Genomic DNA, 18,081 nt, shown 5'->3' on the forward strand with positions numbered 1-18,081 from the left:
AGACACCATGACCCACCTGGTAGACCGCCGGCTCAATGGCAAGAACAAGAGTGCCGTCAACCGGCAGCGTTTTATCGAACGTCATCGTGAACAGATCCGCAAGTCGGTGCAGGACAGCCTGCGCAACCGCAGCATTACCAACAGCAGCGGCGAAAAAATCAGCATCCCGACCCGGGACACCCGGGAACCCCTTTTCAAGCATGGAGAGGGTGGCAAGACCACTCATGTGCTGTCCGGCAACCGGGAGTTCGTCCCGGGTGATACCATTGCCCGACCACCCCCTGGAGCCGGCGGAGGCGGTCGTGACGGCAGTCCCGACGGCGAGGGCCTGGACGATTTCGTGTTCGAGATCAGTCAGCAGGAATTTCTCGACTTCCTGTTCGAGGATATGGCCCTGCCCAACCTCACCAAACGCCAATTGACCGGTCTTGAGGAATTCGTCAGCCGCCGTGCCGGCTTCAGCCCCGCCGGCAATCCCAGCAATATCGACGTGCCCCGGTCGATGCGCGCGGCCACCTCCCGGCGCATTGCACTGACGGCCGGCAAGCGGCGTCAGATCCACGAACTGCAGGCAGAACTGGAAGCTCTGGGGGATGGCGAAGACAGCTTCACCCGTGAACGGCGCCAGGACCTGGCGGCCCGCATTGTCGAGCTGCAACGACGCATCGACCGGGTCTCCTTTATCGACGACTTCGATATCCGCTACCGGCGCTTCGAAAGGGTGCCCGTGCCGCGCTCGCGGGCGGTGATGTTCTGCCTGATGGATGTGTCCGGCTCCATGGACCAGGACACCAAGGACCTGGCCAAACGCTTCTTCATTCTTCTGTACCTGTTCCTGTCGCGCAACTACGACACCATCGATGTGGTGTTCATACGGCACCACACCAGTGCCAAGGAAGTGGACGAGGAAGAATTCTTCTACTCCCGGGAAACTGGGGGCACAGTAGTGTCCAGCGCGCTGCAGCTGATGGGCAGTATCATCCGGGCCCGCTATCATCCCGATCAGTGGAATATCTACGGCGCCCAGGCCTCGGATGGCGACAACTGGCCCGAGGACAACAACCAGTGCATCGACTTGATGCAGCAGCTGATCCCGCAGCTTCAGTACTACGCCTATATCGAGATAGCGCAAGTGAGCGGTCACCCACTCTGGCAGACCTACGATGCCGTGCGCGAGCGCTTCGCCGACCGCTTCGCGATGCAACATATCACCGGGCCGGCCGACATCTACCCGGTGTTTCACGAACTGTTCCGGAAGCAATGACCATGACTGCAACCCCTACCGGTGCCATGCCGCTGGACCAAGGCTCGGACTGGACCTTTCCCCTGCTCGAAAGCTACGAGCGCGAAATCAGCCGCATCGCCGCCGATTTCCGGCTCGACACCTATCCCAACCAGATAGAGGTAATCAGCTCGGAGCAGATGATGGATGCCTATGCGTCTTCGGGCATGCCCATCAATTACCACCATTGGTCCTTCGGCAAGCGCTTTATCCAGGTTGAGAACCAGTACCGACGCGGCTTCCTCGGGCTCGCCTACGAGATCGTGATCAACTCCAACCCCTGCATCTCCTACCTGATGGAGGAAAACACCAGCACACTGCAGGCGCTGGTCATCGCCCACGCCTGCTATGGCCACAACTCCTTTTTCAAGAACAACTACCTGTTTCGTACCTGGACCGACGCCAGCTCGATCATCGATTACCTGGTCTTTGCGCGGAAATTCATCCGCGACTGTGAAGAGCGCCACGGCATCGACACGGTGGAGCGGGTGCTCGACGCCTGCCACGCCCTGCTGGATCACGGCGTGGACCGCTACAAGCGCCCCTACCCGATCTCCATGGAAGAGGAGGAGCGCCGCCAGATAGAGCGGGAGGAGCACTTGCAGCGGCAGATCAACGACCTCTGGCGTACCATCCCGACCTCCGGCGAGGACGACAGCGAACCCGACCAGGAGGCGAGGTTTCCTGCCGAGCCCCAGGAGAACCTGCTCTACTTCATAGAGAAAAATGCCCCGCTGATGGAATCATGGCAGCGGGAGATCGTGCGCATCGTGCGCAAGTTTTCCCAGTATCTCTATCCGCAGCGGCAGACCAAGGTGATGAACGAGGGCTGGGCCACCTTCTGGCATTTCACCATCCTCCAGCAGATGTACCTCGAGCATCTGGTGAGCGACGGCTTCATGATAGAGTTTCTTCAGCATCACACCAATGTCATCTATCAGCCGCCCTACGACTCGCCGCAGTATTCCGGCATCAACCCCTACACCCTCGGGTTCGCGATATTTCAGGATATCCGCCGCATCTGCGAACAGCCCACCGAGGAGGACCGGATCTGGTTTCCCGATCTGGTCAACAGCGACTGGCTGGAGGCCGTACACTTTGCAATGGAGAATTTCAAGGACGAAAGTTTCATTCTGCAGTACCTGTCGCCGAAGGTGATTCGCGACCTGAAACTGTTCGCCGTGTTTGACGACGCCGACGACAACGAGCTGGTGATCACCGCCATTCACAACAGCGACGGCTACCAGGCCATCCGTGAGCGGCTGGCTGCACTGTACAATCTCGGCAGCATCCAGCCCAATATCCAGATCCACCACGTCAACATCCGTGGAGACCGCGCCCTGACCCTTCGCCACGAGATGCACAATGACCGTCCCCTGCATCCGGACGAGACCGCGGAAGTGCTAAAACACCTGCGCCAGTTGTGGGGCTTTGACATCCACCTGGAGTCGGTGAAGGATGGCAAGGTCGTCAGCCGCTACCATTGCCCGCCCGCCGCTTCCACCAGCGACCGGTAGCCGTCACTGCAAGGAGCCGCGCTCGCGCAGCCTGTGGCCGAGGGTCTGCAGTGCCACATAGAACACCGGGGTCAGCACCAGGCCGAACAGCGTGACTCCGAGCATGCCGGCGAAGACGGTAATACCCATCGCGTTGCGCACTTCGCTGCCGGCGCCGGTCGCCAGTACCAGCGGGACCACGCCGGCAATAAATGCCATCGACGTCATCACTATCGGCCGCAAGCGCAAACGGCAGGCAGTGAGGGCAGCCGCTACCGTGGAATGCCCCGCGGCTTCCAGCTCGCGCGCGAACTCGACAATCAGGATCGCATTCTTGCAGGCCAGGCCCATCAGCACCACCAGCCCCACCTGCACAAAAATGTTGTTGTCGCCGCCGGCCAGCCAGACCCCCGTCAGTGCGGCCAGCAGGCATACCGGTACAATCAGGATCACCGCCAGCGGCAGCAGCCAACTTTCATACAGCGACGCCAGCAGCAGGAATACCAGCAGTATGGCCAGCGGAAACACCACCAGCGCTGCGTTGCCCTGGGTGGCCTGCTGGTAGCTCAGATCCGTCCATTCGATGTCCATGCCCGGCGGCAGCAGCGTGGCGGCCATCGCCTGCACCTGCGCCATGGCCTGGGTCGAGGACAGCAGCCGCGGGTCCGACTCGCCGATCAGGTCGGCGGCAGGATAGCCGTTGTAGCGGATGACCGGGTCGGGGCCGAAGCTCTCGGCAAGGCTCAGCAGTGCGCCGATCGGCACCATCTCCCCGCGTTCGTTGCGGGTACGCAGCTGGGCGATGTCGCTGAGCTCATCGCGGAAGCTGGCATCCGCCTGGGCAATCACCTGGAAGGTACGGCCAAACTGATTGAAGTCATTCACATAGGTGGAACCGAGATAGGTTTGCAGCGTATCGAACAGCTCCGTAACGGGCACACCCTGGGCCTTGGCCTTGGCCCGGTCGACATCCGCCAGCAGCTGGGGCACATTGGCCTGGTAGCTGGTAATGGGGTAGGCCAGACCCGGGGTCTGCACGATCGCTGCGGCGAAACCGTCCACCGCCTCCTGCAGCGCCCCGTAGCCCAGGCCGGCCCGGTCCTGGACAAACAGGGAATAGCCCGAGCCCTGGCCGAGGCCGAGAATCGCCGGCGGCATGAAGGCAAACGCAAAACCTTCCTTGATCCCCGCGATCTTGCTGTTGATCTCGGCATTGATCTGCTCGGCACTGCGGCTGCGTTCAGCGAAGGGTTTGAGCGTAAAGAACAGCGTGCCGGTATTGGGGGTGTTGGTAAACTGCAATACGTTCAGGCCGGGAAAGGCGATCGCGTCCGCCACTCCCTCGGTAGCCAGTGCCAGTTCCGCCATTTCGGCAATGACTGCGCTGGTGCGCTCCAGCGAGGCACCCTCAGGCAGCTTTACACCACCGATCAGGTACAGTTTGTCCTGGGTAGGGATAAAACCGCCCGGCACTGTGTTGAACAATATTCCGGTTCCAGCGAGCAGCAACAGGTAGACCGCCAGCACCGGTCCGCGCCGTCCCAGCGAGCGCGACATCCAATGCTGATAACGATCGGAACTGTGATTGAAGAAGCGGTTGAACGGGCGGAACAGCCACCCCAGCAGGTGATCGAGCAGCCGGGTCAGGCCGTCCCGGGGCGCATCGCCACTGCGCAGCAGGCGCGCCGCCAGCGCGGGTGCCAGCGTCAGCGAGTTGATCGCCGATATCACGGTCGAAATCGCAATGGATGCGGCGAACTGTTTGTAGAACTGGCCGGTCACTCCCGACAGAAAAGCCATCGGCACGAATACCGCACACAACACCAGCGCAATCGCAATAATCGGACCCGATACTTCGCGCATGGCTTGATGGGCCGCCGCCAGCGGTTCCAGACCCTGTTCGATATTGCGCTCCACGTTCTCCACCACCACGATGGCGTCGTCCACCACAATGCCGATCGCCAGTACCATGCCGAACAGCGTCAGCGTATTGATGGAAAAGCCCAGTAACAGCAGCACTGAAAAGCTGCCCACTATCGACACCGGCACCGCCAGCAGCGGAATGATGGAGGCGCGCCAGCTCTGCAGGAACAGGACAACCACCAGTACTACCAGCAGCACTGCCTCAGCCAGCGTCGTCACCACGGAGCGGATCGAGTCGCGCACAAACACTGTCGGGTCGTAGGCCACCCGGTATTCCATGCCCTCGGGAAAATTGCGCGCCAGCTCCGCCATGGTATCGCGCACCGAATCGGACAGGCTGATCGCATTGGCACCGGGCGTCTGGAATATGCCCATGCCCACCGCGTCGCGGTTATTGAGCTGCGAACGCAGGGTATAATTGCCCGCCCCCAGTTCCAGCCGCGCCACGTCAGCCAGGCGCACAATTTCGCCATTGCCGCTGCGCTTCACCACAATCTCGCCGAACTCCTGTTCGTTGGCGAGGCGTCCCTGGGCGTTGATGGACAGCAGGAAATCGCTGCCGGTGGGCATCGGCTCGGCCCCCAGCTGGCCGGCGGAGACCTGCACATTCTGCTCGCGGATCGCGCGCACCGCATCGCCGGCCGTCAGGCCACGACGGGCCAGCTCGTCCGGGTTCAGCCAGACCCGCATGGCGTAATCGCCGGAACCGAATACGTCGACCGTGCCGACACCGGGGAGCCGCGCCAGGCGGTCCTTGATATTGAGCACACCGTAGTTGCGCAGGTAGAGCGAATCAAAACGCTCATCGGGTGATACCAGATGCACCACCATCGTCAGGGTGGAGGCCTGCTTCTGGGTGGTGACCCCCTGCCGCCGCACCTCTTCCGGCAGCCGTGCCAGCGCCTGGCTGACCCGGTTCTGCACCTGCACCTGGGCCGCGTCCGGGTCGGTCCCCGGGGTGAAAGTCACGGTGGTCACCAGTACCCCGTCGGAGCCTGCCACCGACTTCATGTACATCATGTTTTCCACACCGGTGATCGCCTCTTCCAGCGGCGAGGCCACGGTCTCGGCGATCACCTTGGGATTGGCGCCGGGAAACACCGCCCGCACCACCACCGAAGGTGGCACCACCTCGGGGTACTCGCTGATCGGCAACTGCGGGATGGCCAACAGGCCAAGGACAAAGATGACAATCGACAGCGCCGATGCGAATACCGGCCGGTCGACAAAGAAACGCGATACGTTCACAACTCTACGACTCCCTGGGTCGGCAGTCCGGCAAGCAGTGGTACGGGCCCGCGCGCATCACGGTCCATGCTGACGAGCTGTGGTGCCACCGCCATGCCCGGCGCCATGACTTTCTGCACGCCGTTGACGATGACCCGGTCGCCCGTGGCAAGGCCCTGCTCGATCACAACCAGATCCTCGACCTCGCGGCCCGGCACCACCTCCTGACGCGAGACCACATTGTCGGCACCCACCAGGTAGACATAGCGCCGATCCTGATCGGTCAGTAGCGCCCGTCGATCCACCAGCAGGGCTCGCGCCAGGTGATCGGTGGGTACACCCACCCGGGCGAACTGGCCGGGACGCAGGATGCCGTCGGGGTTGGGCAATACAGCCCGGTACTGGATGGTGCCGGTGCCGGCATTCAGCCTGTTGTCAACAAAGTCCAACTCGCCCTGGTGTGGATGGCCGGTCTCCCCCGCAAGCCCGACCCGCACCGGCAATGCCGGAGCATCGTTGCCGGCATCGGAGCCTGCGATCAGCTGGCTGCTGTCGCTCTCGAAATAGACATGCACCGGATCCACCGACACCAGCGTGGTCAGCACGGTGGTGTCGGCACTGGCCAGATTGCCCCGGGTCACATAGGCACGACTGATGCGGCCGCTGATGGGGGCGCGTACCTCGGTGTATTCCAGCTCCAGTTGGGCACTATCCAGCGCGGCCCGGGCCGCCTTGAGCTCGGCCTCCCTCGATGCCTGTGCGGCGGAGCGCTGCTCGAATAACTCCCGGGAGATGGACTGCGACTCCAGCAGTTGCTGCGCCCGCTCAGCCTCCGACCGGGCCAGCGCGAGCTGGCTCTGCGCCTGCTCCAGCTGCGCCCGCGCCGCCCGTTCCCTGGCCGCATAGGGACGCTGGTCAATCACAAACAACACCTCCCCGCGCTCTACCAGGTCACCCTCCTGGAAACTGATCCGGTCTATATAGCCCGACACCCGCGGACGCAACTCAACCGACTCCACCGCTTCAATCCGGCCGGTGAAATCCTGCCATAATGTCACTGGCGCTGCGGCCACCGTCGCCACCTCCACCGCCGGCGGCTCGGGCTGCTCCTCGGCGGTAGTCGTCGATGTTCGGCAACCGGCGAGCACTGCCAGTAACGCCACCAGCACTGCAGCGAGGATTGCCGTGGCGCGGTAAGTGCGGCAAAAACGGATTACTGACACGGCGGGTACTCCCTGTTCCATTGATAAGGTCCAGAATATCGCCTGAAGCTCGACAGCCGGTATCCGGTTCCGGGGAACAGATTGCCCAATTCTGCAAACTATACGAGAGCCAGCCCATGCAAGGCCCATGGCGAAGGCATTTTAATCCTATACAATACAGGGTATTTTTAGAGTCACAGGAAAAATACACTTGCCCACTTGCGCATTCCTGCACAGTCATTGCCTATTCCTGCACAAGAGCTGCTACGCTCTTAAATCCAGCGGACGCCGGCGTATACTGAATGGACAGCCCCAGCGAGAATCTCACCGTGAATGCAGAGACCATGACTGTCGTCGGCAATGACCAAAACACTGAGCGGCTGCGGCAGACCCTCGCCCGCCAGATACTGAAATGGAGCCCCGATGAAGGTGTACAGCCCTCGGGGCTGGCCGGATTGGAATTGACCCGCGCGAACACGCCCAGCACTTCCTATTGCACCGTATATGAGCCGTCATTGTGCCTGTTGGTCCAGGGCGGCAAGACGATCTGGCTGGGGGACCGGAAGATCGCCTACGGCCCGCTTACCTACGTCGTCTCATCGGTTCACCTGCCGGTGACCGGACAGGTGACCACCGCCTCCGCCGAGGAGCCCTACCTGGCAGTGAAGCTGACGGTCAATCCGCAGACCGTGACCGATCTGGTGCTCGAGTTGGACGGGGAACTGCCGCAGGTTGCCTGCCCCGAAGCCACCTGTGGCATGTACACCACCCATGCCGACTACCCGCTGCTGGACGCGATGACGCGGCTGGTCGGCCTGCTGGATTCACCGGCAGAAGCCCGCATCCTGGCGCCGCTGACCCTGCGCGAAATCCTCTACCGGACGCTCATCGGCGAGATGGGTCCATCGATGCGCAAATTCGCGGCCAGCAATAGTCAGTCCAACCGGATCTCCCGGGCCATCATGCTGCTGCAGGAGCGCTTTGCCGAACCGCTGCGGATTCGCGATCTCGCCGACGAGGTCAACATGAGCGAATCATCGCTGTTTCATAGTTTCAAACAGGTCACCCGCATGTCGCCGCTGCAGTTCCAGAAAAAACTGCGGCTGTACGAGGCCCGCCGGCTGATGCTGAGCGAGGGTCTGGAGGCCGCCACCGCGAGCTACCGGGTCGGCTATGAAAGCCCGTCTCACTTCAGTCGCGAGTACAGCCGCCAGTTCGGTGAATCGCCACGCGCCAACGTGTCGCGGCTGCGGGGCCAAACCACAGTACAGGTACAGGCCTGAATACGGGACTGGACATTGTGCAGTGACCTACCCGTCCTCAAAGATCGTGGGTTAAGCTGAGGATGGGTAGGTCAACGTATAATAATATCCAGGCGCATCAATACACGCATGTCGACGCCGGACTCTCCCTTCAGCCTATTCCAACTAATCATGACATCCATCAAACCAGAATATTGGTCTCATGAGCTTTACCTTTGCTAGACTCGCCAACGCCTCGGACGGTCAATCCCGGAGTAAACGTCATTGGGGTAGAGAGACAGTTCTCAAACTGATATTCCTGCTGTCATATCGAAGCGATTGTTCTTGAGAACGAAACACATTCAATTCACATATGGTCCAGCGCCACGCGATTTAGATCCGGCGAGCGCTTAGACAAAATCAGAAGGTTATAACTTGAGCGCAGGAGAGATAATTCCCTTCATCGCGGTGCTCTGCGCTACAGGTCTGATTGCGGGTGTCCTGGCAGGGCTTCTCGGCGTAGGCGGCGGCATCGTTATCGTGCCGGTACTCTATACCTTATTTGGTCTTATTGGCATCAACGATGAGATCCGAATGCATATGGCTGTCGGTACCTCGCTATCAACCATTATACTGACATCTCTATCTTCCATGTGGGCACATCTAAAAAGAAAATCACTGGATACGGTGATTTTACGATCCTGGGGAATCTGGATCGTAGTCGGGGCGATTGCAGGTACGGTTTTAGCCGGCAATGTCAGCGGACACTTCCTATCCACCGTGTTCGCTATAATTGCCTTCTTGATGTCCATGTACATGCTCTTCACCTCACCCGATTTTCGGGTTACGGAGAAGGCTCCAACGGGAGCAGCGAAAGCAGTCTGTGGAATAACCATAAGTGGTGCATCGGCAATCATGGGAATAGGCGGGGGAACCATGTTCGTTCCCTTCTTCAATGCGTTCGGCGTCCCGGTTCATAAGTCTGTCGGCACCGCAGCCGGCATCGGCTTGCTTATTGCGCTACCGGCCACTACAGGATTCATCGTAGCAGGACTCTCTGTCAATGGCTTACCGATAGGCAGTTTGGGATATGTGAGTCTCATCGGCATGATACTACTTGTGCCGTTCACTATGATTGCGGCTCCCCTGGGTGCGAAGATTGCGCATTTGCTGTCTCCGATAATACTCAAACGCGCATTTGGGTGCTTCCTGTTGATTACTTCGCTCCGTATGGCAGTGAGCTTAATCTGACAGGCTGTTGAAAAACGGCCTGCCAAGAAAGATTACTGTAATTCACCATACCATTAAGCATTCAGGAAGTCCGCGATCATTGATGCCAGCTCACCTGGATACTGTCTCGCTGCCAAATGCCCGGCACCCTTGAGTACCTTGAATTCCGACAAGGGAATTTTAGAAGCAAGCTGCCGAGTAACATCGACAGGCACCATCTGATCGTCCTCCCCACCGATAACCAAAGTCTTGTGAGGTATAGAGCCAGGATCTGCGAGGGAAGGGACCGATAAAGCCGCCATTCGGCGCTCTCGGGCCTCGGCTTCTTGCCCGGAACTCAGCTCTGCTAACTCTTTGAGAATTTCAGGGTGGGCCGAAACATAATCAGCACTGGACATAAGCTCGGCCATTGGACGCAGCCCTGCTTCGCCCATTGCTGAATATTCCGCCCGTTTTGCGAGGCCCTCCGGATTGAGATCCGGCAATCTTTCATCCGCCGGCCAAGTGAGGCCAAGAACCAGTCGGTCAACACGCTCTGGCCAATGACAAGCCATTAGCTGCGCCAGTATACCACCTATGGAATTTCCCAATACATGGGCCTTCCGATACCCAAGCACATCCATCAAACGAACAGCATCGTAGGCCACATCCTTGAGGGTATAGGGCTGGGCCAACCCCGTGTACTCGGTACGGCCACAGTCTCGCTGATCGAAGGAAACTGCGGTAACCGAAGAGCCGAGTGCGTCTTGTAGATTATCATAAATACGATGGTCACCCTCTGCACCATGAAACATAATCAGTGGCGGACCTATTCCAACAAGCCTCACAGCGATATCAAGCGGAGGGACTTTGTAATGCTCAAGTTGATCATTGTTCATAGTAATTTCTTTCGCCTCCGATAAACATTATAGGACTATACTTGGTATCGTACATGCTCCCTACACCGTGATTCACTGGCCAGTCCGCATCCTCATCGCGCGACAGCGTATCCTTGCATTCCACGAGGATTGGCGCCTGCGCGCAGTATGGCACCGCCATTGGTACGCTCGAATGAGCAGGCTGACAGTCTTCCCTCAGACCAGGAATCGCCGACAGTGACATCGTGACCACGTCGACGAAGTTGTTCAATCGTAGAGGCAGGGAAACGGTCTTCCAGAATGAGCGAACCGCGCGAGATTTGCCGTGGCCAGAAACTCGCAATCAAATGCCCGGTGTGAAACGCGGGGGTCTCGATAGAGCGCTGCAGAGGCCGCCCGTAGATAGTATGAGTAAGCCAGAGTAACAATGACCACTGCTCCTGCTGATCGCCACCGGGCGTACCGAATGCCAGATATGGCTTGCCGTGCTTGAATGCCATTGTAGGCGTCAGGGTCGTTCGCGGCCGCTTACCTGGCTTTAGAGAGTTGGCAAGACCCGGCTCCAACCAGAACATCTGCATACGAGTACCTAGCGCAAACCCTAGCTCAGGAATGATCGGGCTCGACTGCAGCCAGCCGCCAGACGGCGTTGCGGACACCATATTTCCCCAGCGATCAACCACGTCAACATGACAGGTATCCCCTTGTAGTGACGGATCTTGCGAAGCCTCCCTGGAAGAGCTCAGTGGGCTCGAGGTCGTCGCCATTGTTGGCTCCCCGCCGCCTGCGATGCCCGAAGCTGACCAACTTTTTTCTAAATCCTGAATCGACGGCAACCGCGCACTCCGGCCATCGGGATCACCCGGGCGCAAATCCATACTGGCTACCGGACCAATCAGCTGACGACGCTGCTGTGCGTATTCTCTACTCAGCAGCTCTTCCAATGGTACGTCGCTCTCGTCACCATACCAGGCCTCGCGGTCCGCCATTACCAGCTTCATAGTCTCTGTGACCAGATGGACAAATTCCGGAGACTCTGGTGTATGAGTTGGAAGATCGCACCCTTCCAGTATCCGCAGCGCTTGAAGCAATGAAGGCCCTTGGCTCCATGCGCCGCACTTAAACACGGCGAACTCCTGAAGATCCACCCCGAGCGGATATTCAATGGGCGGACGCCAGCCGGACATATCACTAGCCGACAGAAGGCCACTGTGGCGCCGCCCACTGACATCCAGAGCCTCAGTCCCGAGACAAAACCGATTTATCGTCTCAGCGACCTCCCCGTCATACCAATGCGCGAGTGCCGCTTCGATTTGTACTTTACGTGCACTTCCGGCTGATTCAGCTTGCTTGAGAACACGCTCGTAAAAATCTCCAAGAACCGGATTTCTGAACAAACTCCCAGGCTCAGGGACTGATCCATTGGGCAGGAAAACATCGGCAGATGTTTTCCATTCATCCGTAAACAAGGTGCGCACCGCCTTGATCGTATCGACAGTACTACTCATGATTGGATACCCGTTCTTGGCATAATGTATTGCGGGCTCCAATACATCGCGCAGAGATACGGTACCGTAGTCACGGAGCATCGTCAGCCAAGCACCAAAAGCGCCGGGCACGCATGCGGCAAGCAGCCCCGTACCGGGGATCAAATCAAGATCCAGCGACCGAAACCGATCAATCGAAGCGCTTGCAGGCGCAGTCCCTTGACCACATATAACAGTTGGCTGTTCATCCTCAGCTCGCGCGACCAGAATCGGGGCGTCACCACCCGGGCCATTAAGGTGTGGCTCCACAATCTGCAATGTGAAACCTGCAGCGGCGGCGGCATCAAAAGCATTCCCACCAGCTTCCAGAAGCCTCATGCCAACAGAAGACGCAATCCAGTGCGTGGAGGCCACTGCTCCAAACGTGCCGCACAATTCAGGACGCGCGGTAAACTCCTCCATATATATTCACTCCAAATAAAACTATGCGAGAAAAACTCACTATTGGTAGTTATGATTAGCAGCCTTGGACTGAACTTATCTGGCAGCTAAGCCATTGGGAATGCCGCGAGTGTATAGACCAGGCCGAAGGCTGCATCTTGAAGAATGCTGAACTCCACATCGCTTATACCTGTATCAATACGGCTCCGTCTGACAAGTATATTCAGAAGTTGTCGCTCCAGGACTGCGAACACTGAGGCGAAGAACAACGCAAAGAGGATAAGACCTTTCTTCGTGAAAAAATAACTTTGGCCTCATTCCTGAATCCTGGGATCTCGTTGCAACGTTGCCGCATAGGGTATTACTGAAGGAGCGACGCTATCCCGCACAATAACAACACATCCGAAAGCAGTGCTGCTTGTATAGCAAATTCAGCTAGCTCCCTCAAAGACCGAAGATTCATGGCACTCATTCACAGCCAGTATTGACTGCGAACAACTTACAGATCCGCCGTAGTCCCCAGACCGTTCCGGCAGGCCGCCACATAAACGGCATGAGCCGTGGCCACGTCCTGGGCAGCGTTCCCCAGAGACTTGTATATCGTTATTTCATTGTTACTCGTTCTTCCTGTACAACGACCAAGATGGACCTCGCCAATCTCACCAACTATATGGTCAGAATCAACGGCGCCGGCGTCCAGGGCGCATTTGAACTCACCAGCCTGCGCCATAGCCGATGGTCGGGAATCAACATAGAACTTTGCAATCCTGACACCTTCGACATCTATTTCACGGGAAGTAGCAACACTTGCTCCCACCAGGTTGATGTGCGTACCTGGACTGATCCAGTCTCCCTCCAACACCGGTTCGGCTGACGCGGTTGTCGTACATACAAGATCCGCCCCATTGACTGCCTCCTTTGCAGAAGCGCATATCTCTATGGGCACGGGAGAAAGCAATTGTGCGATACAGGAGAAGTGCTCAGCCTTGGCGCGGTTGCGGCTCCAGATCCGGATGCGTTTGACTTCGTGGACGAGGACCATGGCCTCCAGGTGGCCCAGAGCCTGCTCGCCGGCGCCTAGAATTGCAAGATCACCGGCACCCTCGCGAGCAAGAATCTTACTGGCAGCCGCTGTCGCAGCGGGCGTCCGTAAAGCCGTGATTGCCGCGGCATCGAGAAGCGCCTGGATTTGTCCCGTATCCGGATCAAACAACAGCACTACACCAGTATGAGAAGACAGACCCCGGGTTGAATTCTCCGGAAAAACACAAACGAGTTTTGCGCCGAGTCGTTCAGGCTCGGCAAGATAGCCCGGCATGACACCCATGAGTTTCGCGCTTTCCGGCACAGGCATGACGGTACGCAACGGGATCTGGGATCTACCTTGCGAAACCGCCATCATCGTTTCCACCATCAAATCTACGCACTCTTGCATTGGTAAAGCAGCACGCACTGTGGTTCCGTTGAGAATACGGAAACTCGCCGGACGCTCGGAACTCATGGGGTTTGTCCGCTCAGAATCGTTATAAGATGATCGAAATCCAGGTGTCCCCCGGACACGATACAAACCGTCGGACCATCGCGATTCTCAAGCATTGCAGCAGCGACGGCGGCGGCTCCAGCGCCTTCTGCAACAATATGATGATGGTCAACCAGTATACGTACCGCATCCGCTACCTGTTCGATTGAAACGAGCGCTGTTCCCGAGATATATGTTTTGGCCAGCGGCCACATTTGCTGAAGAACATTGCGCCCTCCCATGCCTGTGATAAATGTATTTGGATCAAAGTCTACTTCGACGGGCTTACCGGCTGAAAAAGCGGCTGTCAACGGAGCCCCCGCCTCTGTTTCACAAGCGACAACCCGCGCTTTCGATCCAGCTGCCTTTAATGCAGATGCGATGCCGACAGACAAGCCACCGCCACCGTAAGGCGCTATCACAGTGGCCACTTCCGGCAAGTCCTCAAGGACTTCCAGAGCGATTGTCCCATTGCCAGCAAGAACATCAGGATCAACCACAGGATGGATAAAGCAAGGATCATCGGACGATTCCTTCAGAATCGCCCACCAGTCGGCATACGGAACTGTGATTATCTTGGTGCCAAATCGTCGCAATGCCTCTATTTTGCTGGCTGCAGCGGTTTCTGGAACGTACGTGGTAACAGCGACACCCAGAGCACGCCCCGCATAAGCAAGACCCTGGGCGAAATTTCCCGCGCTTGCTGTCCACACCCCGCCTTCGGCTATGTCGCGGCGACGTATCAATGCATTCGCAGCGCAACGAACCTTGAATGAACCGACCGGCTGCAGGTTCTCAAGTTTGAGGAAGGTATCAGGACAACCTTCGATTTCCAGGCGGATAAGTGGAGTCCTGAAAGAAAGATCCCGGATTCGTTCCTGGGCTTCAACAAAATCAATCAGCTCAAGCTTCAATGCCTCTGTACTGAACATAGCTGCTGTATTCCCGTATCAAGAATGCTCTCGTTGCGGACCTTCGTAGTCGGGCAAAGTTAACGCAGTATAAGCTTTCCGGGGACCCCGACTGATGAGCCCAAACCGGTTTAATAATGGCGCCAGCTGAATCATCCGGTTTCTCAACCACAGCTTCAGGGCACTATCAGGCACCATGGTTTCCCCTCCGTCCTTGGCGACGGCCTGATTCTTTTCGACAAACGGACGAACTGTCCTTTCATACGCTTGAAAAGCCTCGCTATGATTGTCGTGTCTTGCAAGCTCACCAGCCAGCATATAGGCCCCTACCAGGGCGAGACTGGTTCCCTGCCCTGAGAAAAACGACGGCGCATACGCTGCATCGCCGACGACAGCCACACGCCCGGAAGACCAGCTCGGCATCCGAATCTGCATCATGGTATCGAAATAGAAGCCCTCATCCTCTACCAGAGCGGGAATGAGCTTCGATACCATATTACTATCACCAGATATTGAACTCGCCATGAATTCACGCTGTTGCTCTATGTCTTCCAGTTCTTCGCGTGTGGGCGCTGGCCGCTTCACAACGATTACGCCGCCCAATGGAGGTGCTTCACCCGCCGCATAAAGCATCGCCAACTTGCCCGGCTTGTTGTATAGGACCGCTTCACGACTCAAGCCGTGTAGATCAGGTAGTGTACATATCGCAAAACAGAAGCCGAGGTAGCGACTAAACAAACTTTCCGGCCCGAACACCATCTCACGCGTAGCAGAATGCAGGCCATCGGCGGCTACAACAACATCAAACCTTTCTTTACTGCCGCTTTTGAACTCAACATCAACACCTGAATCCCCGTCGGAGATCGAGCAAATACAGTCACCAAAGATATACTTCACTTTGTCGCGGGTAAGGTCATACAGCAGAGAGGTAAGGTGCCCGCGAGGCAGTTCAATGTCTCTGCCCTCTTCCGCACCCATCAGATCTACAGGTTTAATACTGCCCACCTTCCTTCCCGAAGGGGACAGGAATGTAAATTTACGTGTACGTATATGAGCCTCCCTCAACGGAGGCAAAATACCCATGCGTTCAACTACATCTACCGCGGGCCCGCGGATATCAATTGCATAGCCACCAGCCCTGACCGCATCAGAACGTTCCACGAGCGTTACATCGAAACCAGATTTTTCCAACCAATACCCCAAAGTTGGCCCGGCTATACTGGCGCCTGAAATGAGTATTTTTCGAGCTTGGGAACTTGTCATAGAAACCTTCTTTATATATATCGTCAGGCATTAACGTGCTTACAACTATGCTGCAGCAGCGGATGCATTTTTCAATAAACTGGAGGTATCATAGTGTTGGGCATGAGCTTTCGTCACTTAGAACTTACTCATGTCTTGAATGACTTATCGATATACAGGAAGCGAGGCTTGGCGCATTGCTTCGCCTGGCAGAATACGAGGCCGCTACCGACCAATTCTTTTGTAGCCGCGGCTGTTCAACAGGACATTTTTGCCGTTGGCCAGTCGTCATTCTCGATGAACTCCCGAACCTGTCTTAACATCAGTCCCTCCAGCTCTTCTACCGCCCGCAATCCGCGGCGGTTCCAGTTTGTCGCAACAGCCCAGGAAACCTGAAGGTCGCGAATAGGGACGCATGACAGTTCGGATTTTTCGCGCAGTGCAGCCACACAACAAGGCGCTATTCCATAACCTGCTCCTCGCATAACGAGATCCACGAGAAGAGATGAACTGTTTACCTCGCTGCGGACCTTCAACGCCTCGCTCTGATGGGGGTACACGCGGTCTATGTACAGCCGTAAGCTATCCGGATAGCCGGTAATTACCAACGGAAGCTCAACCAGCTTATCGAAGTCGACGATATCATCAAAAGACGGCCTCTCCTCTGTTCGGCATATCAGGCAGATACTCTCAAGAAGTAGTGGTGTGAAATGCATGCCACTCTCGCCGGTGTCTGGAAGTATTGCAATATCAATTGATCCATCAACCACCTTATCTCTGAGTCTCGCGCTTGAATCAACGATTAGATTGAGTCCGCAAGAAGGAAAAGCTGCGAGAAACTCGGCAGCCACCGGAGCGATGAGTTTCGATAGAATGGATTGAGGCGCCCCAAGGGTCACCGTTCCGTGAGGTACGCCATCTTTGGCCATACCCTCGATGAGGTGCTGAACACTTTCCAACACTTGGGTCGCATGGTCATAAAGACGGACACCTGCGTTGGTCAGCGACACGCCCGTACTATGTCGGAGAAAGAGACTGTGCCCTATCTCCTCCTCCAGCTTGGCGATAGACCGGCTGAGTGCGGGTTGCGCGACAAACAGGGCTTCGGCGCCACGCGCAAAACTCCCTGCATCGGCAATGACCCTGAAATATCGAAGTTGGCGTAGCTCCATCTTGCTATCCCCGGCAAAGCACCCAGTTCAGGTGACAGAAAAGTTATAGTCTCATACTAGACCCATTCGATGGTCACGTCCCGTCGAAGGCGCAGGTTTTATGCCATGACCTTGCCCAGCACAACATAGTAATGTCAAGTATTACTTTTTGGTATGCAAAGAGTGTAGTTCCGGGCTTCCCAGGCTCAGGGGAGAGACCTACAATAGCTCGAAAATGCAATGGCTTCTTTGATTCGGGATCCCCTTTGACTTTTAGCCAGAATAGTCCTGGCATCTCGACTTGAGCGCCAACGGAGGTACTTATGCCTATAAATATTCTGGAGATTCATCATTGTGCAATTCGCATCAGGCCGGGAGCTGACAACATAGAGAAGGAGCGGAAGTTCTATTCCGACGTTCTCGGCTTGCAGCCTGATGTAGCACGCCCGGATTTTCCCGATCTCGGAGGGTATTGGATGAATGTTGGAGATAACGCTCAACTCCATCTTATGGCATTCGAAGGTGAACATCCGCGAGCGGTGGCACCGGGTCAGGACCCCAGTCTCCCTCATGTGGCCTTCGCTGTTGAGAACATTGCCGAGACTGAGCAGGAACTCATTCGAATGAATGTGCCTTACTGGACACTGGATGTATTGGGAGCAGCGGAACACAAACAGATATTTCTATCCGATCACAGCGGAAACTTACTGGAGCTTCATCAAGTGGACACCTGCCGCTGTATTTTGCGAAATCGAACCAGCGCCAGTGCCCTGTGATCTATCCACAACCGCTCCGGGAAGTTTTAATAGCTCACAGGGTGTCCTCGGCGGGATTGCATCACCAGTGTTCTTCGTTCGCGTGGGTACTTTATG

13 protein-coding genes are annotated in these 18,081 nt (G+C 57.0%); 5 read left to right on the plus strand and 8 right to left on the minus strand.

The features are described from left to right. The first annotated feature begins 7 nt into the window (after positions 1–7). Entirely contained in the window at positions 8–1,264 is a 1,257-nt protein-coding gene (locus tag G3T16_RS06145; protein ID WP_163494288.1) for a YeaH/YhbH family protein, read from the plus strand. Between the two features lie 2 nt (positions 1,265–1,266). After that, positions 1,267–2,799 carry a SpoVR family protein gene (locus G3T16_RS06150; protein ID WP_163494289.1) on the plus strand — a complete coding sequence of 511 codons (1,533 nt, stop codon included), beginning with the start codon at positions 1,267–1,269 and terminating at the stop codon, positions 2,797–2,799. A 3-nt stretch (positions 2,800–2,802) separates the two neighbouring features. Here the strand turns inward: G3T16_RS06150 and G3T16_RS06155 are convergent, their stop codons facing one another. Then, positions 2,803–5,949 carry an efflux RND transporter permease subunit gene (locus G3T16_RS06155; protein WP_163494290.1) on the minus strand — a complete coding sequence of 1,049 codons (3,147 nt, stop codon included), beginning with the start codon at positions 5,947–5,949 and terminating at the stop codon, positions 2,803–2,805. Continuing rightward, a complete protein-coding gene (locus G3T16_RS06160) occupies positions 5,946–7,151 on the minus strand; it encodes an efflux RND transporter periplasmic adaptor subunit (RefSeq protein ID WP_232059287.1) in 1,206 nt (401 codons plus the stop codon). Before G3T16_RS06160 ends, G3T16_RS06155 begins: the two co-directional genes overlap by 4 nt. A gap of 281 nt (positions 7,152–7,432) precedes the next feature. On the opposite strand from G3T16_RS06160, the gene G3T16_RS06165 reads away from it, so the two are divergent. Together G3T16_RS06165 and G3T16_RS06170 are read left to right on the plus strand one after the other, a co-directional pair. Further along, positions 7,433–8,413, plus strand: a complete 981-nt coding sequence (locus tag G3T16_RS06165) for an AraC family transcriptional regulator (RefSeq protein ID WP_232059288.1) — start codon at positions 7,433–7,435, stop codon at positions 8,411–8,413. A gap of 393 nt (positions 8,414–8,806) precedes the next feature. Next, complete coding sequence (locus tag G3T16_RS06170) at positions 8,807–9,622, plus strand: sulfite exporter TauE/SafE family protein (protein ID WP_163494292.1); 816 nt, start codon at positions 8,807–8,809, stop codon at positions 9,620–9,622. A gap of 53 nt (positions 9,623–9,675) precedes the next feature. Here the strand turns inward: G3T16_RS06170 and G3T16_RS06175 are convergent, their stop codons facing one another. From G3T16_RS06175 to G3T16_RS06200, 6 genes are all read right to left on the minus strand, one after another. Next, the gene (locus G3T16_RS06175; protein WP_163494293.1) at positions 9,676–10,479 is read right to left on the minus strand and encodes an alpha/beta fold hydrolase; all 804 of its coding nucleotides are present in this window, start codon (positions 10,477–10,479) and stop codon (positions 9,676–9,678) included. A 92-nt stretch (positions 10,480–10,571) separates the two neighbouring features. Next, positions 10,572–12,407, minus strand: coding sequence for a gamma-glutamyltransferase family protein (locus G3T16_RS06180; RefSeq protein ID WP_163494294.1), 1,836 nt, complete (start codon positions 12,405–12,407; stop codon positions 10,572–10,574). 478 nt (positions 12,408–12,885) lie between these two features. Continuing rightward, positions 12,886–13,887 (minus strand): ornithine cyclodeaminase family protein, encoded by a 1,002-nt coding sequence (locus G3T16_RS06185; RefSeq protein ID WP_163494295.1) that lies wholly within the window; start codon positions 13,885–13,887, stop codon positions 12,886–12,888. Continuing rightward, complete coding sequence (locus G3T16_RS06190; RefSeq protein WP_163494296.1) at positions 13,884–14,837, minus strand: threonine ammonia-lyase; 954 nt, start codon at positions 14,835–14,837, stop codon at positions 13,884–13,886. The genes G3T16_RS06185 and G3T16_RS06190 overlap by 4 nt, the downstream gene beginning before the upstream one ends. An 18-nt stretch (positions 14,838–14,855) precedes the next feature. After that, positions 14,856–16,079: an FAD-dependent monooxygenase gene (locus G3T16_RS06195; RefSeq protein WP_163494297.1), complete on the minus strand. Its 1,224-nt coding sequence runs from the start codon at positions 16,077–16,079 to the stop codon at positions 14,856–14,858. Positions 16,080–16,315: 236 nt separating this feature from the next. Continuing rightward, complete coding sequence (locus G3T16_RS06200) at positions 16,316–17,230, minus strand: LysR family transcriptional regulator (RefSeq protein ID WP_163494298.1); 915 nt, start codon at positions 17,228–17,230, stop codon at positions 16,316–16,318. A 302-nt stretch (positions 17,231–17,532) separates the two neighbouring features. Between G3T16_RS06200 and G3T16_RS06205 the strand changes: the two genes are divergently transcribed. Beyond that, positions 17,533–17,985: a VOC family protein gene (locus G3T16_RS06205; protein ID WP_163494299.1), complete on the plus strand. Its 453-nt coding sequence runs from the start codon at positions 17,533–17,535 to the stop codon at positions 17,983–17,985. Positions 17,986–18,081 lie beyond the last annotated feature (96 nt).

It is taken from the genome of Kineobactrum salinum (genome assembly GCF_010669285.1).
In the GTDB taxonomy this organism is placed as follows: Bacteria; Pseudomonadota; Gammaproteobacteria; order Pseudomonadales; family Halieaceae; genus Kineobactrum; species Kineobactrum salinum.